The organism is Leisingera sp. M658, assembly GCF_025144145.1.
GTDB lineage: Bacteria > Pseudomonadota > Alphaproteobacteria > Rhodobacterales > Rhodobacteraceae > Leisingera.
This window is the reverse complement of sequence record NZ_CP083546.1, coordinates 743,959-768,651: the sequence shown is the minus strand read 5'-3', so window position 1 is coordinate 768,651 and position 24,693 is coordinate 743,959. Positions and strand designations below refer to the sequence as shown.

At 62.5% G+C, this 24,693-nt stretch carries 27 protein-coding genes; 21 read left to right on the top strand and 6 right to left on the bottom strand.

The features are described 5' to 3' along the window. Positions 1-12: 12 nt before the first annotated feature. Positions 13-663: a GntR family transcriptional regulator gene (locus K3724_RS03980; protein WP_259990305.1), complete on the bottom strand. Its 651-nt coding sequence runs from the start codon at positions 661-663 to the stop codon at positions 13-15. 131 nt (positions 664-794) lie between these two features. Next, positions 795-2,420 (bottom strand): sulfatase-like hydrolase/transferase, encoded by a 1,626-nt coding sequence (locus K3724_RS03975; RefSeq protein WP_259990303.1) that lies wholly within the window; start codon positions 2,418-2,420, stop codon positions 795-797. Between the two features lie 193 nt (positions 2,421-2,613). On the opposite strand from K3724_RS03975, the gene K3724_RS03970 reads away from it, so the two are divergent. The 21 genes from K3724_RS03970 (at position 2,614) to K3724_RS03870 (ending at position 20,439) form a co-directional block, all read left to right on the top strand. After that, the gene (locus K3724_RS03970) at positions 2,614-3,081 is read left to right on the top strand and encodes a GNAT family N-acetyltransferase (RefSeq protein ID WP_311200200.1); all 468 of its coding nucleotides are present in this window, start codon (positions 2,614-2,616) and stop codon (positions 3,079-3,081) included. A 174-nt stretch (positions 3,082-3,255) separates the two neighbouring features. Next, entirely contained in the window at positions 3,256-4,458 is a 1,203-nt protein-coding gene (pcaF, locus tag K3724_RS03965; RefSeq protein ID WP_259990300.1) for a 3-oxoadipyl-CoA thiolase, read from the top strand. A 23-nt stretch (positions 4,459-4,481) separates the two neighbouring features. Next, positions 4,482-5,459 carry a 1,2-phenylacetyl-CoA epoxidase subunit PaaA gene (gene paaA / locus K3724_RS03960; protein ID WP_014879085.1) on the top strand — a complete coding sequence of 326 codons (978 nt, stop codon included), beginning with the start codon at positions 4,482-4,484 and terminating at the stop codon, positions 5,457-5,459. Between the two features lie 73 nt (positions 5,460-5,532). Then, a complete protein-coding gene (paaB, locus tag K3724_RS03955; RefSeq protein WP_014879084.1) occupies positions 5,533-5,817 on the top strand; it encodes a 1,2-phenylacetyl-CoA epoxidase subunit PaaB in 285 nt (94 codons plus the stop codon). Further along, positions 5,817-6,590 (top strand): 1,2-phenylacetyl-CoA epoxidase subunit PaaC, encoded by a 774-nt coding sequence (gene paaC / locus K3724_RS03950; RefSeq protein WP_102853986.1) that lies wholly within the window; start codon positions 5,817-5,819, stop codon positions 6,588-6,590. The genes paaB and paaC overlap by 1 nt, the downstream gene beginning before the upstream one ends. A gap of 122 nt (positions 6,591-6,712) precedes the next feature. Then, complete coding sequence (gene paaD, locus K3724_RS03945; RefSeq protein WP_102853985.1) at positions 6,713-7,186, top strand: 1,2-phenylacetyl-CoA epoxidase subunit PaaD; 474 nt, start codon at positions 6,713-6,715, stop codon at positions 7,184-7,186. Between the two features lie 10 nt (positions 7,187-7,196). Beyond that, complete coding sequence (locus K3724_RS03940) at positions 7,197-8,270, top strand: 2Fe-2S iron-sulfur cluster-binding protein (RefSeq protein ID WP_259990273.1); 1,074 nt, start codon at positions 7,197-7,199, stop codon at positions 8,268-8,270. Between the two features lie 24 nt (positions 8,271-8,294). After that, entirely contained in the window at positions 8,295-9,056 is a 762-nt protein-coding gene (locus K3724_RS03935) for a Phenylacetic acid catabolic protein (RefSeq protein ID WP_259990271.1), read from the top strand. 342 nt (positions 9,057-9,398) lie between these two features. After that, a complete protein-coding gene (locus K3724_RS03930; RefSeq protein ID WP_259990269.1) occupies positions 9,399-10,262 on the top strand; it encodes a branched-chain amino acid aminotransferase in 864 nt (287 codons plus the stop codon). 316 nt (positions 10,263-10,578) lie between these two features. Further along, positions 10,579-11,034, top strand: a complete 456-nt coding sequence (locus K3724_RS03925; RefSeq protein ID WP_259990268.1) for a universal stress protein — start codon at positions 10,579-10,581, stop codon at positions 11,032-11,034. A gap of 27 nt (positions 11,035-11,061) precedes the next feature. Further along, positions 11,062-11,661 (top strand): 2-hydroxychromene-2-carboxylate isomerase, encoded by a 600-nt coding sequence (locus K3724_RS03920; RefSeq protein ID WP_259990266.1) that lies wholly within the window; start codon positions 11,062-11,064, stop codon positions 11,659-11,661. A 69-nt stretch (positions 11,662-11,730) separates the two neighbouring features. Then, entirely contained in the window at positions 11,731-12,297 is a 567-nt protein-coding gene (locus tag K3724_RS03915; protein ID WP_259990264.1) for a NifU family protein, read from the top strand. 21 nt (positions 12,298-12,318) lie between these two features. Then, a complete protein-coding gene (gene tsaB, locus K3724_RS03910) occupies positions 12,319-12,915 on the top strand; it encodes a tRNA (adenosine(37)-N6)-threonylcarbamoyltransferase complex dimerization subunit type 1 TsaB (RefSeq protein ID WP_259990262.1) in 597 nt (198 codons plus the stop codon). After that, positions 12,908-13,333: a GNAT family N-acetyltransferase gene (locus tag K3724_RS03905; protein ID WP_259990260.1), complete on the top strand. Its 426-nt coding sequence runs from the start codon at positions 12,908-12,910 to the stop codon at positions 13,331-13,333. Before tsaB ends, K3724_RS03905 begins: the two co-directional genes overlap by 8 nt. Before the next feature lie 155 nt (positions 13,334-13,488). Beyond that, on the top strand, positions 13,489-14,484 hold the full coding sequence (locus K3724_RS03900) for a BMP family protein (RefSeq protein WP_259990258.1): 996 nt from the start codon (positions 13,489-13,491) through the stop codon (positions 14,482-14,484). A 17-nt stretch (positions 14,485-14,501) separates the two neighbouring features. After that, a complete protein-coding gene (locus K3724_RS03895) occupies positions 14,502-14,855 on the top strand; it encodes a nuclear transport factor 2 family protein (RefSeq protein ID WP_259990256.1) in 354 nt (117 codons plus the stop codon). Next, positions 14,852-16,381, top strand: coding sequence for an ABC transporter ATP-binding protein (locus K3724_RS03890; protein ID WP_259990254.1), 1,530 nt, complete (start codon positions 14,852-14,854; stop codon positions 16,379-16,381). Before K3724_RS03895 ends, K3724_RS03890 begins: the two co-directional genes overlap by 4 nt. After that, complete coding sequence (locus tag K3724_RS03885) at positions 16,382-17,476, top strand: ABC transporter permease (protein WP_259990252.1); 1,095 nt, start codon at positions 16,382-16,384, stop codon at positions 17,474-17,476. It begins immediately after the preceding gene. Beyond that, the gene (locus K3724_RS03880; protein WP_129369911.1) at positions 17,476-18,441 is read left to right on the top strand and encodes an ABC transporter permease; all 966 of its coding nucleotides are present in this window, start codon (positions 17,476-17,478) and stop codon (positions 18,439-18,441) included. The genes K3724_RS03885 and K3724_RS03880 overlap by 1 nt, the downstream gene beginning before the upstream one ends. 286 nt (positions 18,442-18,727) lie before the next feature. Continuing rightward, positions 18,728-19,651: a sulfite exporter TauE/SafE family protein gene (locus tag K3724_RS03875; RefSeq protein ID WP_259990250.1), complete on the top strand. Its 924-nt coding sequence runs from the start codon at positions 18,728-18,730 to the stop codon at positions 19,649-19,651. A 2-nt stretch (positions 19,652-19,653) separates the two neighbouring features. Next, the gene (locus K3724_RS03870; RefSeq protein WP_259990248.1) at positions 19,654-20,439 is read left to right on the top strand and encodes a TIGR02186 family protein; all 786 of its coding nucleotides are present in this window, start codon (positions 19,654-19,656) and stop codon (positions 20,437-20,439) included. Between the two features lie 178 nt (positions 20,440-20,617). Here the strand turns inward: K3724_RS03870 and K3724_RS03865 are convergent, their stop codons facing one another. From K3724_RS03865 to K3724_RS03850, 4 genes are all read right to left on the bottom strand, one after another. Beyond that, positions 20,618-21,355, bottom strand: a complete 738-nt coding sequence (locus K3724_RS03865) for an SDR family oxidoreductase (RefSeq protein WP_259990246.1) — start codon at positions 21,353-21,355, stop codon at positions 20,618-20,620. Beyond that, positions 21,352-22,890, bottom strand: coding sequence for an ATP-dependent RecD-like DNA helicase (locus K3724_RS03860; protein WP_259990245.1), 1,539 nt, complete (start codon positions 22,888-22,890; stop codon positions 21,352-21,354). Before K3724_RS03860 ends, K3724_RS03865 begins: the two co-directional genes overlap by 4 nt. Positions 22,891-22,953: 63 nt before the next feature. Continuing rightward, the gene (locus tag K3724_RS03855) at positions 22,954-23,595 is read right to left on the bottom strand and encodes an acyl-homoserine-lactone synthase (RefSeq protein ID WP_259990243.1); all 642 of its coding nucleotides are present in this window, start codon (positions 23,593-23,595) and stop codon (positions 22,954-22,956) included. Between the two features lie 93 nt (positions 23,596-23,688). Then, a complete protein-coding gene (locus K3724_RS03850) occupies positions 23,689-24,408 on the bottom strand; it encodes a LuxR family transcriptional regulator (protein WP_259990241.1) in 720 nt (239 codons plus the stop codon). Between the last annotated feature and the right edge of the window lie 285 nt (positions 24,409-24,693).

Genomic DNA, 24,693 nt, shown 5'->3' with positions numbered 1-24,693 from the left:
TCAACTCAAATGTCAGCCCAATGCGGCGAGCAGGTCCATCACCGTGACCTGATCGAACTGAACATGGGAAATCATCGCCGCCTCCGCTCCCTCACAGTCATGGGCAGTGATCAGCACAGCAATCTCCCGGTGTTCCTTGGCGGATTGGGCAATGGCGCCGGGGTAACGGTAGCGCGCCCGGTAATACGCCATCAGCTTGCGTGCATTGGTTTTGATCATCTCGACCAGAAAGGGGTTGCCCGATCCTTCGGCCACACAGGCATGAAACCGCAGGTTCAGCTGGTAATAGCCTGCCGGATCACCATCGCCCTTTTCCGCTGCATGCTTTTCACATGCCGCAACCGCCGCCTCCAGCTCCCTGGCCTGAACCGGAGACAGCCGCCGTGCTGCCAGCGCCGCCGCCTGGCCCTCAAGCCGGGCATGGACTTCCAGAATTGCCAGAAACTCCTCCAGCGTCGGCTTGAACAGCACCGCGCCCTTGCGCGGCAGCCGTTTGATCAGCCCAATTGCTTCCAGCTGGATAAAGGCTTCTCGCACCGGCGTGCGGGAGACACTGTGACGCTCCACCAGCTCGCTCTCCTCCAGCGGCGCGCCGGGCACCAGCCGGCCCGCCTCGATGTCCTGAAGGATTGCGTTCAGAACCTGCTCTGTCTGACCTGCCATTGCGCCGCCTTTGATGCGTTTGCGGCCAATTTATGCCTGCGCTCCTTGCATGGCAACGCGCAATGGGGGGCCCTGCCCCCGCCCTGCGGGCTCCCCCGGAGTATTTGTGCAAAGGTGAATGTGCAGCGCAGTTATTGCGGCACCGGCCCGCGGTATTTCTCTGTCAGCTCCGGCGCCGCCTCATCCGCCTTATAGACGCCCAGCAGAATGCCCTTGCGCCCTGATTTCCCACGGCGCGCCTTGATCTGCCCATCCGACAGGGTGATCCGCTGCGACATCCTGAGACCCCATTCCAGCAGCCGGTCATACATCAGATCAATGATCTCCTGATGCGCATCTCCCTTGGCCAGGTCCACCAATTCCTCCGGGTCGCTTTCCAAGTCGAACAGCATCGGCCGCAGCCCGCCTTCGGCATGCATGAACTTCCAGCGCTTGTCCGTCACCATGAACAGCCGCGCATCCTTGGGCTCCAGCCCCAGCTTTTCGCACAGCGGCATGGTGGAATAGTCGAACTCGGCAATTGCATACTCCCGCCAGGCCGGGGTTTCACCGCGCAGGAACGGCATCAGCGAGCGCCCCTCCAGGATATGCGGCGCCGGATCGCCGCCCGACGCCTCCAAGAAGGTCGGCAACAGGTCGATCGCCTCCACCAGTTCATCGCAGGTTGTTCCACGTGCAGCATCCGCATCTGCCCGCGGGTCATAGATGACCAGCGGCACCTTGATGGAGGGGTCATGGAACAGGTTCTTCTCGCCCAGCCAATGATCACCCAGATAATCGCCATGGTCCGAGGTCACCACGATCATCGTGTCCTGCATCCGCCCGGTATCTTGCAGCCAGGCAAACAAGCGGCCCATCTGGTCGTCGGCCTGTTTGATCAGCCCCATGTAGGCGGGGATCACCTTGTTTCGCACCTCATCCCGGCTGAAGGTCTTGCCAATCCGGTTGTTCATAATGCCGTCAAACACCGGGTGGGCATCCGCGCGTTCACTGTCCGAGCGCACCACCGGCAGCACATGCTCTGGCCCGTACATACTGTGATACGGCGCGGGCACGATATAGGGCCAATGCGGTTTGATATAGCTGAGATGCGCACACCAAGGGCCGTTGGCCTGATCAATAAACGCCATCGCCTGAGTTGTCAGCCATGGGGTTTCACTGTCTTCTTCGGCGATATTCGCGGGCTTGTCCGCATTGATCATGAACCAGCCGGAGGCGACTTCATTGCCTTCCACCCCGGCGTTGGCAAAGTCGTTCCAGGGGTTATCGCCCGGATAGCCCTTCCCTTTCAGGTACTCATTATAGGGGCTGCGTTTTTGGTCATAGAACCCGTCCGGCCCTTCTGCCCACAGCCCGTCATCCCGCACCCACGGGTCAAACCCGCATTCCGACTGGCGCACGCCGATCACGCTGTCCGGCGCCAGCCCCAGCCGCTGCATCCCTTCCGCATCAGCCACCATATGCGTCTTGCCGATCAGGTGGCAGCCCATGCCCGCCTTGCGCAGATGGTCGCCCATGGTCCATTCCCCCACCCGCAGGGGGTAGCTGTTGAACTGCACCCCATGGCTGGAAGGGTAGCGCCCGGTATAGCTCGACATCCGGGACGAACCGCAGGTGGGCGATTGCACATAGGCGCGGGTAAAGCGCACGCCCCTGGCCGCCAGCCCATCAATGTTGGGCGTGTGCAGATGCGGATGGCCAGCGCAGCTTAGATAATCGAACCGCAACTGGTCGAACATGATGTAAAGAATGTTCATCGGCACCTCCCGTTAAGTTCCGGAATTATTGAACACGTGAAGCAAAATGGCGAGGATGAATTACCTCAACAGCCAAGCCCCGCCCGCGGCGCACTCCCCGCCCGCAGTTTTTCCAAAGGCAAGACATAACATGACCGATACACCCGATCCCGGAACCATCCGCACCGCCCGGAGCGAAGACGCCTCCTGTCTTGTGGCCCTGTCCATCGAAGTGTGGATTGGCACATATCTGCGCCAAGGCATCAGCAGCTTCTTTGCGGACTATGCGCTTGGCCAATTCACCCGCGAACACTTTCTTGATCTTGTGAACCGCCCTGCAGAAACGCTGCTGGTTTCAGAAAACAGGGAAGGAATAGACGGCTATATCCGGGTGTCACACGGCAACCCGTGCCCAGGCAGCAGCAGCTCAGAAACTGAGATCTCCACTCTCTACGTGCAGCCCCGGCACCAGGGTAAGGGCCTGGGACAATCCCTGCTTGCTGCGGGGATAGAGGCGTGCCGCACCAACGGCTGGGACGCCCCGTGGCTGGCCACCAACTCAGAAAACAAAGGCGCCATCGCCTTTTATCTCAACCACGGCTTTGAAAAATCGGGCCTCACCCATTTTCAGGTTCAGGACAGACGCTACCCCAACGACGTCCTGCACTGCATTGATTTTTAAAACCGGATCACAGCGCATGTACCGGCGAAGGATTGAAGTCAGCAGGACTCGTTACACAATTTCAGCTCTTGGAATTTTTCCGTTACATTTAACTTGCCGCGAATCATCTTCCGGCGTATCACCGACCCAACGGTCGGCTTATCCCTGCCGCCGCCACAGGAGACGCGAACACCCATGGATGCTTTCATCTGCGATGCCACCCGCACCCCGATCGGCCGCTACGGCGGCGCGCTGAGCCAGGTGCGGACCGATGACCTTGCCGCCCTGCCGATTGCCGCCCTGGCGGCGCGCAACCCGGATGCGGACTGGGGTACCTTGGATGACGTGATCCTGGGCGACGCCAACCAAGCCGGCGAAAGCAACCGCAATGTCGCCCGCATGGCCGCCCTGCTGGCAGGCCTGCCTGCCACCGTGCCCGGCACCACCATCAACCGCCTCTGCGCCTCCGGCATGGATGCGGTCGGCATGGCATCGCGCGGTATCAAGGCGGGTGATTATGACATGGCCATCGCCGGCGGTGTTGAGAGCATGTCGCGCGCACCCTTTGTGATGCCCAAGGCAACCTCCGCCTTCACCCGCGCCAATGAGGTTTATGACACCACCATCGGCTGGCGTTTCGTGAACAAGAAAATGCACGAGATGTACGGCACTGATTCCATGCCGCAGACTGCCGACAACGTCGCGGCGGATTACGGCATCTCCCGCGACGATCAGGACGCCTTTGCTGCCCGCAGCCAGGCCCGCTGGGCCGCAGCGCATGAGGCGGGCCTTTTCAACGACGAAATCACCCCGGTGACGATCCCCCAGCGCAAGGGTGAAGCCCTGGTGGTGGACACCGACGAACACCCGCGCCCCGGCACCTCGGCTGAAAAGCTCTCGGGCCTCAAGGGCGTCAACGGACCGGACAAGACCGTCACCGCAGGCAACGCCTCCGGCGTCAATGACGGTGCTGCGGCGATCCTGATGGCAAATGAAGCCGCGGCCGCGAAAAACGGGTTGAAACCGATGGCGCGCATCGTCGGCATGGCCGCCGCCGGGGTTGAGCCGCGTATCATGGGCATCGGCCCGGTGCCTGCGACCCGCAAGGTGCTGGCCCGCACCGGCCTGACCATCGACCAGATGGACGTGATCGAACTGAACGAGGCGTTTGCCTCCCAGGGCCTCGCCACGCTGCGCGAACTTGGCCTTCAGGACGACGCGCCCCATGTTAATCCCAACGGCGGTGCAATTGCACTGGGCCACCCGCTTGGCATGTCCGGCGCGCGGCTGGTGCTGACTGCCGCCTATCAATTGCAACGCACCGGCGGGCGTTATGCGCTTTGCACCATGTGCGTCGGCGTCGGACAGGGCACCGCCCTGATCCTCGAACGCGTGTAACAAACCCAAGGGAGGTCCCAGACATGTATGCTCAGATGGTCAAATCCGAAGCGACCCAGGACGATCCGGAACAGCTGGCGGCCTTTCAGGCGCGCATCGACGCGGGCGAGAAGATCGAGCCCAAGGACTGGATGCCCGAAGGCTACCGCAAGACGCTGATCCGCCAGATCGGCCAGCACGCGCATTCGGAAATCGTCGGCCAGCTGCCCGAAGGCAACTGGATCACCCGCGCGCCGACGCTGGAGCGCAAGGCGATCCTGCTTGCCAAGGTTCAGGATGAGGCAGGCCACGGTCTGTATCTGTACTGTGCGGCGGAAACGCTGGGCGTGTCGCGCGACGAGATGACCGAGATGCTGCTGGACGGGCGCATGAAGTATTCGTCGATCTTCAACTATCCGACGCTGAACTGGGCCGACATCGGTGCGGTCGGCTGGCTGGTTGACGGTGCGGCGATCATGAACCAGGTGCCGCTGCAGCGGACCTCCTTCGGCCCCTATTCGCGCGCGATGATCCGGGTGTGCAAGGAAGAAAGCTTTCACCAGCGCCAGGGCTATGACGCCATCCGCAAGATGGCCGAAGGCACTCCGGCGCAAAAGAAGATGGCCCAGGATGCGCTGAACCGCCTGTGGTACCCGTCGCTGATGATGTTCGGCCCGTCCGACAAGGACTCGGTCCATTCCGCCCAGTCGATGGCCTGGAAGATCAAGATGAACACCAACGACGAGCTGCGCCAGAAGTTTGTCGACCAGACCGTGCCGCAGGCCGAATACCTTGGCCTCACCGTTCCCGACCCGGATCTGAAGTGGAACGAGGAGCGCGGCCATTATGACTACACCGACCCGGACTGGAACGAGTTCTTTGACGTGATCAAGGGCAACGGCCCCTGCAACGTGGACCGCCTTGCCGCCCGCAACAAGGCCTGGGACGACGGCGAATGGGTCCGCGACGGGCTGTTGGCGCATGCCAAAAAGAAGGCCGCGCAAAAGCACGCTGCCGAATAACCCCAAGCATTCCGGCGCTCTGCCCGTTTTCGAACACTGCGGCGGCGCCCCCTCAGCCAGGAGGATTTAAGACATGAAAAACGAATGGCCCCTCTGGGAAGTCTTCATCCGTGGCCAGCACGGGATGAGCCACCGCCACGTCGGCTCCCTGCACGCGCCGGACGCCGAGATGGCGATCAAGAACGCCCGCGACGTCTATACCCGCCGCAACGAAGGCGTGTCGATCTGGGTGGTTGAGGCCAACCACATCGCCGCGTCGTCTCCCAGCGACAAGGGCCCGCTTTATGAGCCGTCCGAGTCCAAGGTCTATCGCCACCCGACCTTCTTCGACATCCCCGAAGAAGTGGGGGCAATGTAATGACCCGCCCGCTTAACAAAGATGAGGCATTCACCCAGTTTCTGCTGCGGATGGGTGACAACACCCTGATCCTCGGCCACCGGGTCAGCGAATGGTGCGGCCATGCGCCGGTGCTGGAAGAGGACATCGCACTGGCCAACACCGCGCTGGACATGATCGGCCAGACCCAGATGTGGCTCGGCCTCGCGGCTGAGGTGCAGGGAGACGGCAAATCCGCCGACGATCTGGCTTTCCTGCGCGATGCTTGGGATTTCCGCAACGTGCTGCTGGTGGAAGTGCCGAACGGCGACTTTGGCCGCACGCTGATGCGCCAGTTCCTGTTCGATGCCTGGCATTCGATCCAGCTGGGCCGGCTGATGAAATCCTCTGACGAACGCGTCGCCGCGATTGCCGAGAAGGCCTCGAAAGAAGTGGCTTATCACCTGGAACGTTCCGCCGATACCGTGGTGGGCCTGGGCGACGGTACTGAGGAAAGCCACCGCCGCATGCAGGAAGCACTGGACTATCTCTGGCCCTACGCGGGTGAGATGTTCCAGTCCGACAGCGTGGACGCGGAAATGGTCAAAGCGGGCATCGCACCCGACCCGGCCTCCCTGCGTGAGGAATACGACGCGCTGATCACCCGCATCCTGGGCGACGCAACGCTGACCATCCCGGAAAGCCGTTTTGCCCATAAGGGCGGCCGCACCGGCGCGATGCATACCGAGCACCTGGGCCATCTGCTGACCCAGATGCAATGGCTGCAGCGCGCCTATCCCGGCGCCAAGTGGTAAGGCCACGGCCAAAGAACTGAGGGCGGCCCCCGGCCTCGGGTGGGGGTGAAGCCCCCTCCCGTGGGGGAGGTCGGGGGCTGCCCGGCCTATCGTCCGGGCGGTGCATAGCAAGGATAAACCGCATGAGCCAAGTGACAACTCAGCCAAGCATCAACCAGATCTGGGAGTGGCTCGACGCTGTGCCCGATCCGGAGATCCCGGTGATCTCGCTGGTGGATCTGGGCATCATCCGCGATGTCGCTTGGGAAGGGGAAACCCTCGTGGTCAGCGTCACCCCGACCTACTCCGGCTGCCCGGCAACTGCAGTGATTGCCCTGGATATCGAAACCGCCCTGCGCGGCCACGGTGTTACCGATCTGAGACTGGAAACCCAGATCTCCCCCGCCTGGACCACCGATTGGCTGTCCGACAAGGGCCGCGCCAAGCTGGAGGACTACGGCATCGCCCCGCCCCAGGCCGCAGGCGGCCCGGAAAAATGCCCCAACTGCGGCAGTACACATGTCACCAAGGTCAGCCAGTTCGGCTCGACCCCCTGCAAGGCCCACTGGCGCTGCCAGGACTGCCTTGAACCCTTTGATTATTTCAAGTGCATCTGAGGAGACCCTGATGGCGCGCTTTCACGACCTTGAAGTCACCGACGTCCGTAAAACCATCCGCGATGCGGTGGTTGTCACCCTGAAGCCCGCGGGCGGCGCGGCAGAAGAATTCGATTTCACCCAAGGCCAGTACCTGACCTTCCGCCGCGACTTCGACGGCGAGGAGTTGCGCCGCAGCTACTCGATCTGTGCCGGACGCGATGAGGGCATCCTGCAGGTCGGCATCAAGCGCGTCGACGGCGGCGCGTTTTCAACCTGGGCCAACACCGACCTGAAGGCCGGCGACACCCTGCAGGCGATGGCGCCGATGGGCAGTTTCTTCACCCCGCTTAATGAGGCGGCCGAGAAGCACTACCTGGGCTTTGCCGGCGGTTCCGGCATTACCCCGGTACTGTCGATCCTCAAGACCACGCTGGCGGCAGAGCCGAACGCCTCCTTCACACTGGTCTACGCCAACAAGGGCGTGAACACGATCATGTTCCGCGAGGAGCTGGAGGATCTCAAGAACCTCTACATGGGCCGCTTCAACGTGATCCATGTGCTGGAATCGGACGCGCAGGAAATCGACCTGTTCACCGGTCTGGTGACCGAGGAGAAATGCGCCCAGCTGTTTGAGCGTTGGATAGATATCAAATCGGTCGGCACCGCCTTCATCTGCGGCCCGGAACCGATGATGCTGGGCATCGCCGCCGCGCTGCGCACTGCCGGTCTGGACGACAGCCAGATCAAGTTTGAGCTGTTCGCCTCTGCCCAGCCGGGCCGCGCCAAACGCAAGGCCGCCGCAAGTGATGCTGCCAGCAGCGCCAATCAGACCAAGGCTGCGATCACCTTGGACGGCGCCACCCAGACCGTCGAGATGGGCAAGGACATGACCCTGCTGGATGCAGCGTTGGAAAACGCAATGGATGCGCCCTATGCCTGCAAGGCCGGCGTTTGCTCCACCTGCCGCTGCAAGGTGCTGGAGGGTGAAGTCGAGATGGTCGCCAACCATGCGTTGGAGGATTACGAGGTAGAGAAGGGCTATGTGCTGTCCTGCCAGGCCTATCCGGTCACTGACAACGTCGTGGTCGATTACGACCAGTAACGCCTGCCCAAGGGAGAACGGATCATGACTGATGACATGAGTATTGAGAACTACTTGGCTCAGGGCGGCGTGCTCAGCAACCCTTCCAACGTGCCGCCGCGCTACCGCGCCGAACTGATGAAGATGATGGCAACCTTTGTTGACAGCGAATTGGCGGGCGCCGCGGGCTTTGCCGACATCATCAACGAAGGTCCGGGCATCAAGGCCCGCATCGCCGCCGCCAAGATCGTGCTGGAGAAAAGCGACAGCGCCGAAAAAGTCCTGCGCATTATGGGTGACTTCGGCGCGGATATTGAGCGTTATGCCGACCACCACCCCTGGACTGCCCGGCTGGAACGCGGCGCGGATATCGGCCAGAGCCGGACCAAGCACGACATGCGGCTGGCCGTGTTCAACTACCCGCTGGAAGGCTGGGCGGATGCGGTGATGATGAACCTCTTGATGGGCCGTGCGGTGGCACTGCAGCTGGAGGAGCTGTCCCATGTCTCCTACCAGCCGCTGGCCGAAGCCTTCCGCGCTATTCTGCCCGTCGAGGCACACCATGCTGAACTGGCCGAAGAAGGCCTGATGGTGCTGGTGGAGGCGCAAGGTACTGATGCCCTGCAGGAGCTGGCAGATTACTGGTGGCCGCGCGTGGCCGCAAGCTTTGGCCAGGAAGCATCGGAGAAGTTCGAAGGGCTCAAGGCCATGGGTCTGCGCCGCACCCCGAATGCCGGGCTGAAAGCCCGATGGCAGCAGGACGCTGGGGCCATTCTTGGCAAGACCGGGCTGAAACCGGCTGCGTAGCAAACCGGAGCCAGGCACTCCCGTCCGGGCCTGCGCGCATCAAGATGCGCTTGCCCGGTTGGGCCGGGCGCGCCTTGCGGCGCGCAGGACCCTGCCGGCAGCACACGCAAGAGTTGATCAGGTCAGCATTACTGTCCGAATGTTTCGCGCGCGAAACAAATGGGCAGCAATACTGACCTACAAGACGCCACGTCAGATCCGCGACGCCCGCCGCATAAGGCACTGAAAAACATGATACTTGCGCATCTCAAGGTCGCTATTCCACCCGTCTGGACCGCAAGCCCGTCTGGACGGCCGCACCAACTCTGCCTAGGTTTCGCCACGTAAAGCGAGGGCAATGAAATGGCAGCGGGCAGCACTATCCGGACCTATTTTGACGGCAAATGGCATGACGGCAACCTGGCGGTGATGCGGGCCGCGGATCATGCGATGTGGCTGGGGTCTTCGGTGTTTGACGGCGCCCGGTTCTTTGACGGGGTGACCCCGGATCTGGACCTGCACTGCGCCCGCACCAATGCTTCGGCCCAGGCGCTGATGATGACGCCTACGCTTTCGGCAGAGCAGATGGTGGAGGTAGTCCGCGAAGGGTTGGAGGGGTTTGCGGCTGGTGTTGCGGTCTATATCCGGCCCATGTACTGGGCGGCCGACGGGGATGAAACCCTGATCGCGCCCAAGGCGGACAGCACCTGCTTTGCGGTCAGTCTGGAGGAAATCCCGATGGCGCCGGAAGCTGCTGCGGCAACGCTCACCCGCACCCGCTTCCGCCGTCCCGTCCTGGAAAACGCGGTGGTGAATGCCAAGGCCGGCTGCCTGTACCCCAACAACGCCCGGATGCTGCGGGAGGCACGCAGCAAAGGGTTCTCCAATGCGCTGGCGCTGGATGCGATGGGCAATGTGGCGGAAACCGCGACCAGCAATGTCTTCATGGTGCGCGATGGCGAGGTGTTCACTCCGATCCCAAACGGCACGTTTCTGGCCGGCATCACCCGCGCCCGCCACATCGGCCACATGCGCGCAGACGGTATCAAGGTACATGAGTGCGTGCTAGGCTATCAGGACTTCGAAGAGGCCGACGAGGTCTTTCTCTCCGGCAATATGAGCAAGATCACCCCAGTCACCGCCTTTGACGCGTGCCAGTATCAGGCCGGTCCCGTAGCCAAGCTGGTGCGCGATATGTACTGGGACTGGGCGTCCGGCCAGCGGTAACGTTCTGCGCGCACAGCGCTGCCGGCCAAGGCTCCCGTCCGCCTGCGGCCTTTTTTTGCAAAAGCCCGCGATGCGGTTGGGCATTGCACCGTGCCTGCGCACGGTGCCGCGCCGCGCATCTGCGCGGCGCCCGGCCCAATGCCGCCAAGGGGGTTCCGGCACAGCCGGAAACTCCTGCGGGAGCGGGAGCGCCCCCTCAAGCCTGACTGGCGGTATGCCTAGAGCCAGATGAACGCAACGGCCAGGCAGTTGTGGCTCTATTGCCTGATGCGCCCGCTTGGTTCATGATCCGCTGCGGAACAACGAGAGAGCGAAGATGCGCAAATTCCTAGTGGTCCTGGATGACAGCCGCGAATGCCTGAACGCGATGCGCTTTGCCGCGATGCGGGCGGCGCATACCGGTGCGGGCGTGACCATCCTGTCAGTCATCCCGCCGGATGAGTTCAACCATTGGATCGGAGTCGGCGAAGTGATGCGGGAAGAGGCGCGCGAGCGGATCCACGCCCATTTCGAGGTCTTTGCCAAATGGATGCGCGACCGCCAAGGCGTCGACCCCGATCTGGTGATCCGCGAAGGCGAACCGGTGCCCGAAATTCTGAAGTACATTGAGGACGACGCGGAAATCGGCGTGCTGGTACTGGGTGCCGGCACCGGGCGCAAAGGGCCGGGACCGCTGGTCACTCAGCTGACCAAAACATCCGGCGCCCTGCCGGTGCCGATCACCATCGTGCCAGGCGATCTGTCGAAAGAAAAACTGGAAGCCATTACCTGACAGTTTTTTTTTGGGGGGGTAAAGCCAATGGAACGCAGTGTCGCTTTCTGGTTCGAATTTGCCTCCACCTACTCCTATCTCAGCGCGATGAGGATCAGCAGCGCCGCCAAAGCGCGCGGCATTGCTGTTATCTGGAAGCCGTTTCTGCTGGGTCCTATCTTTGCCGCCCAGGGCTGGGACACGTCGCCGTTCAACCTCTACCCGGCCAAAGGGCGCTATATGTGGCGCGACATGCAGCGGATCTGCGCAGCCCGCGGTCTGCGGTTCCGCCACCCCGATCCGTTTCCGCAAAACGGACTGATGGCTGCACGGCTGGCGCTGGCCGCATCGGAGCAGGACCGGACCGAAGCTTTTGCACAGGCCGTGTATCTGGCCCAGTTCGGCGACGGGGCCGATATCTCCGCCGAACCCGTTCTGCTGGACTGTTTGCACAAAGCTGGACTGGATGCGGACCTGCTGGACCGCGCGCAATCGCCTGAAATCAAATCGGCACTGCGCGCACAGACCGAGGCGGCCAGCTCCGCAGGCATTTTCGGCGCGCCCAGCTTCACCAGCGGCACAGAACTGTTCTGGGGCGACGACCGGCTGGAACAGGCTTTGGATCACGCCGCAGCCCGAACGATTTAGAATAGTTCCAAATCTTGACTTGGCGGGCCGCAGGGCGCATATCGGGGGCACGCTTAACGGAGACCCGACATGTTCATTCAGACTGAATCCACGCCCAACCCGGCGACGCTGAAATTCCTGCCGGGCCAGACCGTTCTGGAAGCAGGCACCGCTGATTTCCCAAGTGCTGATGCCGCAGGCAAATCGCCGCTGGCCTCGCGTATCTTTGCGGTAGACGGCGTGACCGGCGTCTTTTTCGGCAATGACTTTGTGACCGTGACCAAGGCGGACAGCGTTGAGTGGGACCACATCAAGCCCGCTATCCTGGGCGCGGTGATGGAGCATTTCCAATCCGGCCAGCCGGTGATGGCGGACGGCTCGGCCGACCCAGCCTCCGGCCATGCCGAGCATTCCGGCGAGGATGCCGAGATCGTCAACCAGATCAAGGAGCTGCTGGACAGCCGGGTGCGCCCGGCGGTGGCTCAGGACGGTGGCGACATCACCTTCCACGGCTTTGACCGCGGTGTGGTCTATCTGCATATGCAGGGCGCCTGCGCCGGCTGCCCGTCTTCGACCCTGACCCTGAAGATGGGTATCGAGAACCTGTTGCGCCATTACATCCCGGAAGTCACCGAGGTGCGCCCGGTTGCTGTCTGACTGGCTGCGAAAGGGCAAACCATGACGTCCGAACCGCTGGTTCTGGGTTTTGACACATCGGCCGCGCATTGTGCGGCCGCTTTGCTGCGCGGCGATGTGGTGCTGGCCTCCCGGCTCGAGGAAATGACCCGCGGCCAGGCTGAGCGGCTGATGCTGCTGCTGGAGGAGGTGCTGGCCGAAGGCGGTGCCACCTGGCAGGATCTGGATGCGATTGGCGTTGGCATCGGCCCCGGCAATTTCACCGGCATCCGCATTGCCGTTTCCGCCGCCCGCGGGCTGGCGCTGGGGCTGGAGGTGCCGGCGGTGGGCGTCGACGGGTTTGAGGCCCGCGCTGCCGAAGGCACCCTGCCCGCCGTGCCCGCCCCGCGCGATCAGATCTATGCCGCATTGCCCGGCGAGGCACCGCGTCTGATGCCGCGCCAGGAGGCTGAAGATGCCGCCCGCGGTGCCGGGCTGGCCTTTGCGCCCGAGGCAAGCCCGGCGGGGATTGCCGAAGCTGTTGCACGCATTGCCGCTGCACAGTTCCGCACCGTGACTGAGCCGCCTGCACCGCTGTACCTGCGCGCTGCAGATGCGGCGCCTTCCAGTGATGTTCCGCCTGCGCTGATTGATGAGTGAACCGCTGACACCAAAGAAGATGGCCGCGACCCATGCCGCGGCCTTTACCCGGTCCCGCCCTTGGAACGCGGCAGAGTTTGCCGCACTGCTGGACAGCCCGCTGGTTTTCGCCGCCGGCGATGCCCGCTGTTTTGCCCTGGTGCGGGTAATTGCCGATGAGGCGGAACTGCTGACAATTGCCACCGATCCTGCGCATCAGCGCCAGGGATTGGCGCGGCGCTGCATGGCCGAGTGGGAAACAGCCGTCCTGGATCGAGGTGCCGCCGAAGCCTTCCTGGAGGTGGCCGAGGACAATGCCCCAGCGCAGGCACTTTACCGGGCCGGCGGATTCGCGGAGTGCGGCCGCCGGAAGGGCTACTACCCCCGCCAGGGTGCCGCCGCAGCGGACGCGATCCTGATGCGGAAAGCGTTACCTTAGGCCAGTTGCGCGGATTCCGCACCATTTGGTCAAAAAGCGGTTGACCCCCTCCCCGACCTGCAGGCTAAATTGCCGCACCCTTTAAGGCCTGAACGGGGCCGGGCAGCGGAAAACCCCCGCTGCATCCAACAATAATGACAGTGGGAGTTAACCTGATGACCCTGATGAAATCGCTGATGGGCGCAGCCGCGTCGCTGGCCCTGACCGCAGGTGCCGCGCTGGCCGAGCCTGCGCTGATCTTCGACCTGGGCGGAAAGTTCGACAAAAGCTTTAACGAGGCGGCCCATGGCGGCGCCCAGCGCTGGGCCGATGAGACCGGCGGAAACTACCGCGAGATCGAGCTGCAGTCCGAAGCCCAGCGCGAGCAGGCGCTGCGCCGCTTTGCCGAGGCCGGCGCCAACCCGATTGTGATGGTCGGTTTTGCCTTTGCCGATGCCCTGGGCCAGGTGGCTGCGGATTATCCTGACACCAAATTCACCATCATCGACATGGTGGTTGAAGGCGACAACGTGCGCTCGGTTGTGTTCAACGAGCACGAAGGTTCCTATCTGGTTGGCATGATGGCGGCGATGGCGTCGAAATCGAACACTGTCGGCTTTATCGGCGGCATGGACATTCCGCTGATCCGCAAGTTCGCCTGCGGCTATGCCGAAGGGGTCAAGGCGGCCAATCCGGACGCCAACGTGATCTCCAACATGACCGGCACCACGCCGGCGGCCTGGAACGACCCGGTGAAGGGATCCGAGCTGACCAAGGCGCAGATCAGCCAGGGCGCTGACGTGGTCTATGCCGCGGCAGGCGGCACTGGCGTCGGCGTGCTGCAGACCGCAGCTGACGAAGGTATCCTGTCGATCGGCGTGGACAGCAACCAGAACCACCTGCATCCGGGCAAGGTGCTGACCTCGATGACCAAAAAGGTCGGTAACGCCGTGTTTGAGGCCTTCACCGACGGCACGGACATGGAAACCGGCTTCTCTGTCATGGGCCTGGCCAACGGCGGTGTCGGCTATGCCATGGACGAGCACAACGCCTCCCTGGTCTCTGCCGAGATGCAATCCGCCGTGGATGAAGCTGCCGCCAAAATCGCCTCGGGCGAGATCAAGGTGCACGATTACATGTCGGATGACAGCTGCCCCGCGCTGAGCTTCTAAAGAGAAAGCCCCAGGCCATGACGGATTCACTTCACACTCTGTTTGCGGCCTGGGGCGACCCAACGCCTGAAGGCCGCGCTGCAAAAACGGACGCGGCCATCGGGCCTCGTTTTTACTACTCCGATCCCAACTCTCCTGCCCCAATCGAAGGCCGTGATGCCTATCTGGAATATGTCGCGCAGTTCAGCGCGATGATGCCCGGTGGCGCGGCCAAGGTGGTTGCCGTCTCGGAACACCATGGCCACGTGCGCGCCACGGTGGATTTCGAAAAGGACGGCCAGCGCATGGTGCGCGGCCAGTATTTTGCTGATCTTGAGGACGGCAAGGTGGTGCGGCTGATTGGATTTACAGGCATGGGAGAGCCCGATTGACCGCCCCCGCCATTGAACTCAAAGGTATTTCCAAGGCCTTTGGCCCGGTCCAGGCGAACAAGGACATCTCGATCAGCGTCGCCCCCGGCACCATTCACGGGATCATCGGGGAAAACGGTGCGGGAAAATCAACGCTGATGTCGATCCTCTATGGATTCTACAAGGCCGACAAAGGCGAGGTTTGGATCAAGGGGCAACGCACCGCGATCCCCGACAGCCAGGCGGCGATTGCTGCCGGCATCGGCATGGTGTTCCAGCATTTCAAACTGGTGGAGAACTTCACCGTGCTGGAAAACATCGTGCTGGGCGCCGAGGACAGCGGCATGCTGATGCCTTCGCTGCGCCGCGCCCGCAAGGAGCTGAAGGCGCTGGAGGCGGAATACGAGCTGTTTGTGGACCCAGATGCCCGCATTGACGAGATCGGTGTCGGCATGCAGCAGCGGGTTGAGATACTCAAGGCACTGTACCGCAAGGCCGAGATCCTGATCCTGGACGAGCCGACCGGCGTGCTGACACCCTCCGAGGCCGACCAGCTGTTCCGTATCCTCGACCGGCTGCGCGCCGAAGGCAAAACCATCATCCTGATCACCCACAAGCTGCGGGAGATCATGGAGTATACCGACACCGTTTCGGTGATGCGGCGCGGCCAGATGACCGCCACCGTCAAAACGGCTGAGACCAGCCCCGAACATCTGGCCGAGCTGATGGTCGGCCGCAAGGTGCTGTTGCGGGTGGACAAGGTGCCTGCCCGGCCCGGTGCCCCGATCCTGGAGATTGAGAACCTGCGGGTGGTGGATGAGGCCGGCGTTGAACGCGTCAAGGGGATTAACCTGACCGTGCGCGCGGGCGAGATTGTCGGCATCGCAGGCGTGGCTGGCAATGGCCAGTCAGAGTTGCTGGAGGTTCTGGGCGGCATGCGCGCAGGCAGCGGCAGCATAAAACTGCATGGCAGCCCCTTGCCGCTGCGCGGCCAGGGCGCAGACGCCCGTGCGCGGCGGGACGCCCATATCGGTCATGTGCCGGAGGACCGCCAGCGCGAGGGCCTCATCATGGACTTCCACGCCTGGGAGAACGTGGCCTTTGGCTATCACCGCGATCCGGCTTACAGGAATGGTTTGCTGATGGATAACGCCGCCCTGCGGGCGGATACCGAAGCCAAGATGGAGAAGTTCGACGTGCGCCCGCCGGATCCCTGGCTGGCCGCCAAAAGCTTTTCCGGCGGCAACCAGCAGAAAATCGTCGTCGCGCGCGAGATTGAGCGGAACCCCGAGCTGTTGCTGATCGGCCAGCCGACCCGCGGTGTCGATATCGGCGCCATCGAATTCATTCACAAACAGATCGTCGAGCTGCGCGATCAAGGCAAGGCGATCCTGCTGGTCTCGGTTGAGCTGGAGGAAATCCTGTCGCTGGCGGACCGGGTTGCGGTGATGTTCGACGGCGTGATCATGGGGGAACGCCCCGCCGATCAGACCGACGAGAAAGAGCTGGGCCTGTTGATGGCCGGTGTCGCGGGGGAGGCCGCGTAAATGGAAAAGATGCCGAAATGGGCCGATGTGGTCCTGATCCCGCTGATCAGTCTTTTGCTGGCCGCGATCCTGTCAGCCCTGGTAATCCTCGGGATCGGCGAAGACCCGGTCGCCGCGGTCAAACTGATGGTTGATGGCGCCCTAGGCTCGACCTATGGCTGGGGCTACACGCTGTATTACGCCACAAATTTCATGTTCACAGGCCTTGCCGTGGCGGTTGCTGCCCATGCCGGCCTGTTCAACATCGGCGGCGAGGGCCAGGCGATGCTGGGCGGGCTTGGCGTGGCGCTGGTCTGCCTGCTGATCCCCTGGCCGCATTGGTCGCTGGCGCTGGTTTTTGCCGCCTTGGGTGCCGGGATTTTCGGCGCCGCATGGGCCGCAATCCCTGCCTACCTGCAGGCCAAACGCGGCAGCCATATCGTGATCACCACCATCATGTTCAACTTCATCGCCGCGGCGGTGCTGAATTATGTGCTGGTCAACGTGCTGCGCCCCCAAGGCTCGATGGACCCGGCCACCGCGCGGTTTCCCGAAGCTGTGCATCTGCCGTCTTTGCATGAGCTGCTGGCCCCGGTCGGCATCAGCTTTTCCAAATCGGCGCCGGCCAATGTCAGCCTGCTGGTTGCTGTCGGCGCCTGCCTGTTTATCTGGCTGCTGATCTGGCGCACTCCGTTGGGCTATGAAATCCGCTCGCTTGGCAAATCGGAACCCGGAGCGCGTTATGCCGGCATCTCCTCGGTCCGGACTGTCATGATCGCGATGCTGATCTCCGGCGCGATGGCCGGCATGATGGCGGTCAACAACGTGATGGGCGAGGCCGAACGGCTGGTGCTGAACGCCACCGAAGGCGCCGGTTTCATCGGCATTGCGGTGGCACTGATGGGCCGCAACCATCCGTTCGGCGTATTCCTGGCGGCGATCCTGTTCGGGTTCCTGTATCAGGGCGGCGCCGAGCTGGCGCTCTGGACCTCAATCCCGCGCGAGCTGATCGTGGTGATCCAGGCCTTGGTGATCCTGTTCACCGGCGCGCTGGACAACATGGTGCGGATGCCGCTTGAAAAGATCTTTCTGGCGGTGCGGAAGGGGCGGAGCTGATGGATTTCCTGACGATCATCCAACTGCTGGACTCCACCGTCCGTCTGGCGACGCCGCTGTTGCTGGCCTGTCTCGCGGGCCTCTTTTCCGAACGCGCGGGCATCTTCGACATCGGCCTGGAAGGCAAGATGCTGATGGCGGCCTTCTTTTCCGCCGCTGTCGCTGCCGTCACCGGCAATGTCTGGCTGGGGCTGCTTGCCGGTATCGGATCTTCGCTGGTGCTGGCGGGCCTGCACGGGGTGGCGTCGATCACCTTCCGCGGCAATCAGCTGATTTCCGGCGTGGCGATCAACTTTCTCGCGGCAGGCATGACCGTGCTGATCGCACAGGACTGGTTCCAGCAAGGCGGCCGCACACCTTCGCTGATCAGCGGCGGCCGGTTTGGCCCGGTCTCCTTGCCGTTTGCCGACAGCCTGTCCGGCGTGCCGGGACTGGGGCCGGTTTATTCCGAGCTGCTGTCTGGCCATTCGATCCTGGTCTACATCGCCTTTCTGGCGGTGCCTGCCACTTGGTGGGTGCTGTTCCGCACCCGCTTTGGCCTGCGCTTGCGTGCGGTGGGGGAAAACCCGGCGGCGGTGGATACTGCAGGTGTTTCCGTAGTTGGCCTGCGGTATGCCGCAGTGATGATCTGCGGCCTGTTGTGCGGCATTGCCGGTGCTTATCTGGCCACCGCGTTGCAGGCAGGCTTTGTCAAGGACATGACAGCGGGCCGCGGGTTCATTGCGCTGGCGGCGCTGATCTTTGCCAAGTGGCGGCCCTGGCACGCGATGGGCGCCTGCCTGCTGTTCGGCCTTTTGCAGGCCGTCGCGCTGCGGTTCCAGAACATCGAACTGGGCGGCATCACCATTCCAGTGCAGGCGATGGACGCACTGCCTTACGTGCTGACGGTGGTGATTCTTGCAGGTTTTGTCGGCAAGGCAATCCCGCCCCGCGCTGGCGGCGAGCCTTACGTCAAAGAGCGTTAAGCCCTGCGTCTGCCCTGCTGAAACACCCGGCCCCGCGCCGGGTGTTTCCCTTTCTGCCCATCAGAGGCGTCACAGCAGACCCCTGTTGCAGCGCACGCAGTGCGGTGCCCGGCCCAAGGCCGCCAAGGGGATGGCGCAGCCATCTCCTGCGGGCGCGGGAGCGTCCCGCCTGCCCCCGTTCCGCAAACCCAACGATAAGTCCAGTTTGATGCGTCAAATCAGTCCTGCACGCTGCAGAGCGGCATAGATCATTGATTTCTGAACGAACTGCGGTTTAACAAGGACCATGCAGATATACCTTCCCATAGCTGAGGTCTCGGTCAATGCCTTCCTTCTCCTGGGCCTCGGGGGAATGGTCGGGGTTCTCTCGGGCATGTTCGGAGTCGGCGGCGGCTTTCTGATGACGCCGCTGTTGTTTTTCATCGGCATCCCGCCGGCCGTGGCGGTGGCTACGGAAGCGAACCAGATTGTCGCCTCGTCCTTTTCCGGCGTGCTGGCGCATTTTCGAAGGCGCACGGTCGATATCAAGATGGGGCTTGTGCTGCAGGCCGGCGGCCTGATGGGCGCGGCGCTTGGGGTGGTGGTGTTCAACTACCTCAAGGCGCTTGGCCAGGTCGATCTGCTGGTCAAGCTTTGCTATGTCGTCTTCCTGGGTGTGGTCGGCGGGTTGATGTTCGTCGAAAGCCTGAACGCCATCCGCAAGTCCAAGAAAGCGGGCGGCGCGGCCCCTGCAGCACGGCGCCAGCGCAGCTGGGTACATGCCCTGCCGTTCAAGATGCGGTTCCGCACCTCGGGCCTGTACATTTCAGTGATCCCGCCGGTGCTGGTCGGCATTTGCGTCGGTATTCTGGCCGCCATCATGGGTGTCGGCGGCGGTTTCATCATGGTGCCTGCGATGATCTACATCCTTGGCATGCCGACCAAAGTGGTTGTCGGCACCTCGCTGTTCCAGATCATCACGGTCACCGCTTTCACTACCATGCTGCATGCCACCACCAACTATACGGTGGACATCGTTCTGGCAGTGCTGCTGCTGGTCGGCGGCGTGATCGGCGCCCAGATCGGCACCCGCATCGGTGTCTATCTCAAGGCCGAACAGCTGCGGATCCTGCTGGCGCTGATGGTGATCATCGTCTGCGCCAAGCTGGGGCTTGAGCTGCTGCTGCAACCGGCTGAGCTGTACTCGCTCGGCGCTGCGGGAGGCCACTGATCATGCGCAAGCTGCTTATGTCCGCCCTCACAGCTGCCGCCCTGGCACTGCTGCCGCAGTCTGCCGCCCAGGCCGCCAAGGAAGAAGTTGTTCTGGGCCTCAGCCAGGACCGGGTCGCGATCACCGCCACTTTCGATGGTTCGGAGATTCTGATCTTCGGCGCGGTGAAACGCGAAACCCCGATCCCGTCGGAGGATCCGCTGGAAGTGATTGTCACAGTGTCCGGCCCTGCCCCGGCGGTGATGGTGCGCCGCAAGGAAAAGAAGCTGGGGATCTGGGTCAATGTGGACAGCGTGCTGGTGGACTCGGCCCCGGCGTTCTATGCGGTGGCCACCAGCGCACCGTTTGACCAGGTGCTGACGGATACCGAAGATTTGCGTTTCCGGGTGTCCATCGAACGGGCTATCCGTTCGGTCGGTGCGGCGATGCACATCCGCGGCGCCCAGTCCTTTGCTGACGCGGTGGTGCGCATCCGCGAGGACAACGGGCTCTATTCGCTGCGGGAAAACACTGTCGCAGTGGATGAGCAGACCCTGTTCCGCACCGCTATCGAGATGCCGGCGGACCTGACTGAGGGCGACTACCAGACCCGCATCTTTCTAACCCGCGGCGGCGAGGTTGTCTCCAGTTACGAGACCACAATCGATGTGCGTAAAGTGGGGCTGGAACGGTTCCTGTTTTCGATGTCCCGCGAGCAGCCGTTTCTTTATGGCCTGATGGCACTGGCCATTGCAATTGCCTCCGGCTGGGGCGCCTCAGCCGCTTTCAGCCTGCTTCGGAACCGGTAAAAGGGGCGCTGCCCCTCTTGGCCTCGCGGCCAATTCACCCCGGAGTACTTGGGAAAGATGAACCCCCCTGTTTCTCCTTTGCGAAAATACTCCCGCCGGAGGCACGCTGCGCGCCAGCGCAGCGCCACGCCCAACGGGAGCGGCGCATATCTAATGCGCCGGTGACGGACGGGAGAGTTCAGCCGCGGCCGATATAGGGCATCTTGGTCGCCATCACCGTCATGAACTGAACATTTGCCTCTAGCGGCAAATTCGCCATATGCAGCACTGAGTTTGCTGCATCCTTCACCGCAAATGTATGCATCGGTTCTGCACCAGGGTTGGCGTCGGCATGACGCTGGCTCAGGTCTTCGACCATCGGGGTCCGGGTGTTGCCGATGTCGATCTGTCCGCAGGCAATATCAAAAGGGCGCCCATCCAGCGACAGGCTTTTGGTGAGGCCAGTGATCGCTGCCTTGGTGACCGCATAAGGCGCCGAATGGGGCCGCGGCACATGGGCGGCGATTGAGCCGTTGTTGATGATCCGCCCGCCCTGCGGCGATTGCTGCCGCATCTGGCGGAAGGCCGCACGGGCCGTCAGGTACATGCCGGTGAGGTTCACATTGACGGAGGCAAACCAATCTTCCAACGGGATTTCATCAATGGTGCCGGACGGGGTGAAAATGCCTGCGTTGTTGAACAGAACATCCAGCCGCCCCGCCGCCATGGCAAAGCTGTTCACCGCATGATCCACAGCCGCCGGGTCAGTGACATCGGCAGGCAGCACATGGGCGCCTGAGTGGCCCTGCGCCACCTCCTGCAGCTTGTCCGCCCGCCGTGCAATCAGACCAGCCTGCCAGCCTTCGGCGAGGAACAATTCTGCCACGGCGCGGCCGATGCCTGAGCTGGCGCCGGTGATCAGGATGGACTTGCTCATGCCGGGGTATTCTCCTGCGTTTCCAGCGTCAGCGCGGCGGCTGGCACCGCCTTCAGGTCATCCACCTGCAATGGGCCCGACGGTTTGGCCAATCGGTTGCGCACCACCCAGATCAGCCGCTCCTGCGCCCGGGTGATCGCCACATAGGCGAGGCGCTTCCACAGCGGCTGGCCTGCTTCGACCCGGCCCATGCGGGCGGCGGCATAGATATCCGGAGCAAACACCTGAGTGGTGTCCCATTGCGAGCCTTGCGCCTTGTGAATGGTCACCGCCGCACCATGCAGGAAAGTAGCGCCCATACGGGCGGCGTAGGGAATGAACGGCTCTTCCTCATCCGGCATTTCGATTTTCACGATAGAGGCCGCAGAGACCTGCGGATCCTCGGCCCCCATCACATGCAAGCGGGAGAATCCGGGTTTACGGCCGGCCCCGAGAAAGATCACCTGGGCGCCCTTGATCAGCCCGCGTGCCTCCAAGTCCAAGCGTTTCTTGCGGTGTTTCATCGGCAGTTCGATACCGTCGCAGATCAATGGCTCTCCGGCGATCAGCGCATCCTCCGGAGCGCCGTGGACATTCCGGAAGGCATTGATCAGCCGGATTCTTGTATTGTTGCGCCATACCAGCACCGGTGAGCGCGCCATCAGGTCAACCTCAACCCGCTGGCCCCAAACCACACGGTCGTCGCGCCGGGCGGTGTCTTCGATCATCCGCTCAAAATCCTCGAACCGCAGCTCCGGGTCGGCCAATGCGTGGGCAAGATCCAGGATCGGATTGCCAGCCTCTTGCCGGTGGATGCGGTTCAGGATCAGGCGCTGCGGCTCCGGCAGGGTATCAAACACCATTGAGCCTGACTGATTGACCGGGGCCAGCTGCGCCGGGTCGCCAAACAGCACCAGATTGGGAAAAATCTCCTTCAGGTCCTCGAACTGGCGGTCGTCCAGCATCGAGGCTTCGTCAACAAAGCCGATGTCCAGCGGCTCCTCACGCCGTTTCCAGCCGGTGATGAAATCCGAGCCGCGCAGGCCCGCGGCGGCCAGGGCGCCGGGGATTGATTTGTTTTTCTCAAAGAACGCAGCCGCGCGGGCCAGGGCTTCCTCGGTCAGCCCTTCAATCTCGGGCTTGTCCCCCTGCCCCGCCAGCCATTCGGCGATGCGTTCGTATTCCGGGTCATAGACCGGTGTGTAAAGAATGCGGTGAATTGTGGTGGCCGGCACGCCGCGCAGGCGCAGCACGCTGGCGGCCTTGTTGGTTGGCGCCAGGATCGCCAGGGTGCGGCGGTCGTCGCTTTTCTTGCGGCTTTCATAGTCGCCCGAGACGACCTCGACCCCGGCCTGCTCCAGCGCCTTGTACAATTCGGCCAGCAGCAGCGTCTTGCCCGATCCTGCCTTGCCGATCACTGCCATCACCCCGGCGTCACCGCGGGGCGGGTGCAGCAACCCGTCATCAAGATCCACCCCTGCCTTGCGCAGGAGCTCGGTCACGCTGTCAAAAGCGGTGGCCTGGTCGTCGGAGAACTGTACGGGCAGAGCTGTCATTGCGCGACCCTACAGCCGCGGGACCGGGTCCGCCAGAGGATCCGGCCCCGGATTTCGACTCAATCAGCCAGTGAGAGCCATGGGCGCTGCCGCACCGGCACTGCCAAAGGACCGATCGAACCAGAGCTGCGACAGATCGGGGGCAATCCCGGCCTTGGAGGCAACGTTCAGATAGACCTCGGGCGTGTATTCCCACAAGCCGAGGCAGATCCGTTCACGGCCTTCGCCCTGGGTGCCGATGATGTCCGGGCTGAAGCCGAGGCTGCGGTAGATCCGCACCATGCGGCGGTCAAAGACCCCGGCGAAATGCGCGACGGAAAAATTGCGCATGATCTCAACCCCGCCCAGGGTCAGCGCCCCCGCCACATTGCCGCCCGCGTCGCGGGACAGGCAGAACCGGGTGCATTCCCAGATCAGCGGGCTGCAGATCGGCACCCCGCCGGCCAGATCAAGAAAGACGTCATTGACCATCACCGGGCCAGTGGTCGGAAGAAACCGCATCGAGCCGCCATGGCTGCCATCCGGCATTTCCCAGATCACATAGAGCGGATCCAGCTGGTCGTAGCGGTCGCGCTCCTCACCCTTGCAGTCCACCTGCACCTCCCAGCCCAGCCGGGCCTGGAATTGATCCGCACGGTCGCGGAACATAGAGTGTGCAAGGTCTGCATGGTTGTGAAGATCATGGCCGTAGATATAGCGAAGCATTGATTAGTCCCCTTCTGGTAGATCAGTGGGGACAGATTACGCCTGCATAATGCAATTTCAGAGTGTATTTACAATGGCCGCCACACTCTGACGTTAAACTACAATAAAACCGAGTGTCATGGCCCGGGCAATGGCGTGCGTCGTATTGATTGCGCCAAGCTTGAACCGGGCACTTTCAATATAGACACGCAGCGTGTGCTCAGAGATTGACAGGGTTTTTGCCACCTGTGCACGGCTGTAACCGATGGCCAGCAATGTCAGTGCGTCCACTTCACGCGGCGACAGCGGCTGAGCCTGCTCCGGGCTGCGGCTCGGCTCGAACTCAAGCGCCTTCCGGTTGAAATAATGTGCCATCAGGATCATATCGCGGCTGCAGCGTTCCGTGAGCTTTTCCCAGGTCTCGTCGTCGCAATTATGGCTGACGGTAAACACCGCAAATTGCCCGTTCGGCCCGCGGATCGGAATGGAGTAACCCTGATTGCCGACCCCATGCTCCAGCGCGTCTTTCAGGAATTCGCGAGCCGGTTTCGGCGACCAGTCCAGCCGCTTCCAGTCAACCGGGTGGAACCGCTGATAGCAGCCGGCCACCACCGGATCGACCCGCACATAGGCCATTTCCTGGTAGCGCTCGACCCAAGCCTGCGGATAGGTGCCGAAATGGTAGTGGTCGCCGGCGCTGTCGACCCAATGATACATGGCATGATCAACCCCGAACACGCCGCGCACCTGGTCAATAATCGATTGCAGCCCGTCAAGGGTCTTGGTGGCGTCAAGCGCCTCCAGAATGCGGTCCAACTCTGCCTTATGTGCCATTGCCGTATACCAGTTCAGTCCAGAGCCTGCCCGATCCGGCTATTCACAACCAGCAAGGCTGTCTCGGGGTTCGTTGCAGACAACTGTTGTTCTTTTGCAGTGCGGGGCTTTGTGCGGTCAATGACAACCTCAAGGGTTTGGGCAGTTTACTGCTGCAAGGCATCCGATTGCGCGGGAATTGCGCCGGGAGCGCAACACCAACAACTTAATTACGCGGCCTCCGAACCGCGCCTCCCCAGAAATAGGGAGGGCGCAGCAGTTAACTTCCTGAAAAAGATAAAATTA

Coding starts and splice junctions, on each gene's coding strand:
- K3724_RS03895 (WP_259990256.1), top strand. CDS start 14,502: ATGACGGATTCACTTCACACTCTGTTTGCGGCCTGGGGCGACCCAACG.
- K3724_RS03900 (WP_259990258.1), top strand. CDS start 13,489: ATGACCCTGATGAAATCGCTGATGGGCGCAGCCGCGTCGCTGGCCCTG.
- K3724_RS03865 (WP_259990246.1), bottom strand. CDS start 21,355: ATGAGCAAGTCCATCCTGATCACCGGCGCCAGCTCAGGCATCGGCCGC.
- K3724_RS03875 (WP_259990250.1), top strand. CDS start 18,728: ATGCAGATATACCTTCCCATAGCTGAGGTCTCGGTCAATGCCTTCCTT.
- paaA (WP_014879085.1), top strand. CDS start 4,482: ATGTATGCTCAGATGGTCAAATCCGAAGCGACCCAGGACGATCCGGAA.
- K3724_RS03905 (WP_259990260.1), top strand. CDS start 12,908: ATGAGTGAACCGCTGACACCAAAGAAGATGGCCGCGACCCATGCCGCG.
- K3724_RS03870 (WP_259990248.1), top strand. CDS start 19,654: ATGCGCAAGCTGCTTATGTCCGCCCTCACAGCTGCCGCCCTGGCACTG.
- K3724_RS03975 (WP_259990303.1), bottom strand. CDS start 2,420: ATGAACATTCTTTACATCATGTTCGACCAGTTGCGGTTCGATTATCTA.
- K3724_RS03920 (WP_259990266.1), top strand. CDS start 11,062: ATGGAACGCAGTGTCGCTTTCTGGTTCGAATTTGCCTCCACCTACTCC.
- paaB (WP_014879084.1), top strand. CDS start 5,533: ATGAAAAACGAATGGCCCCTCTGGGAAGTCTTCATCCGTGGCCAGCAC.
- K3724_RS03880 (WP_129369911.1), top strand. CDS start 17,476: ATGGATTTCCTGACGATCATCCAACTGCTGGACTCCACCGTCCGTCTG.
- paaD (WP_102853985.1), top strand. CDS start 6,713: ATGAGCCAAGTGACAACTCAGCCAAGCATCAACCAGATCTGGGAGTGG.
- K3724_RS03980 (WP_259990305.1), bottom strand. CDS start 663: ATGGCAGGTCAGACAGAGCAGGTTCTGAACGCAATCCTTCAGGACATC.
- pcaF (WP_259990300.1), top strand. CDS start 3,256: ATGGATGCTTTCATCTGCGATGCCACCCGCACCCCGATCGGCCGCTAC.
- K3724_RS03850 (WP_259990241.1), bottom strand. CDS start 24,408: ATGGCACATAAGGCAGAGTTGGACCGCATTCTGGAGGCGCTTGACGCC.
- K3724_RS03915 (WP_259990264.1), top strand. CDS start 11,731: ATGTTCATTCAGACTGAATCCACGCCCAACCCGGCGACGCTGAAATTC.
- tsaB (WP_259990262.1), top strand. CDS start 12,319: ATGACGTCCGAACCGCTGGTTCTGGGTTTTGACACATCGGCCGCGCAT.
- paaC (WP_102853986.1), top strand. CDS start 5,817: ATGACCCGCCCGCTTAACAAAGATGAGGCATTCACCCAGTTTCTGCTG.
- K3724_RS03885 (WP_259990252.1), top strand. CDS start 16,382: ATGGAAAAGATGCCGAAATGGGCCGATGTGGTCCTGATCCCGCTGATC.
- K3724_RS03940 (WP_259990273.1), top strand. CDS start 7,197: ATGGCGCGCTTTCACGACCTTGAAGTCACCGACGTCCGTAAAACCATC.
- K3724_RS03935 (WP_259990271.1), top strand. CDS start 8,295: ATGACTGATGACATGAGTATTGAGAACTACTTGGCTCAGGGCGGCGTG.
- K3724_RS03855 (WP_259990243.1), bottom strand. CDS start 23,595: ATGCTTCGCTATATCTACGGCCATGATCTTCACAACCATGCAGACCTT.
- K3724_RS03930 (WP_259990269.1), top strand. CDS start 9,399: ATGGCAGCGGGCAGCACTATCCGGACCTATTTTGACGGCAAATGGCAT.
- K3724_RS03925 (WP_259990268.1), top strand. CDS start 10,579: ATGCGCAAATTCCTAGTGGTCCTGGATGACAGCCGCGAATGCCTGAAC.
- K3724_RS03860 (WP_259990245.1), bottom strand. CDS start 22,890: ATGACAGCTCTGCCCGTACAGTTCTCCGACGACCAGGCCACCGCTTTT.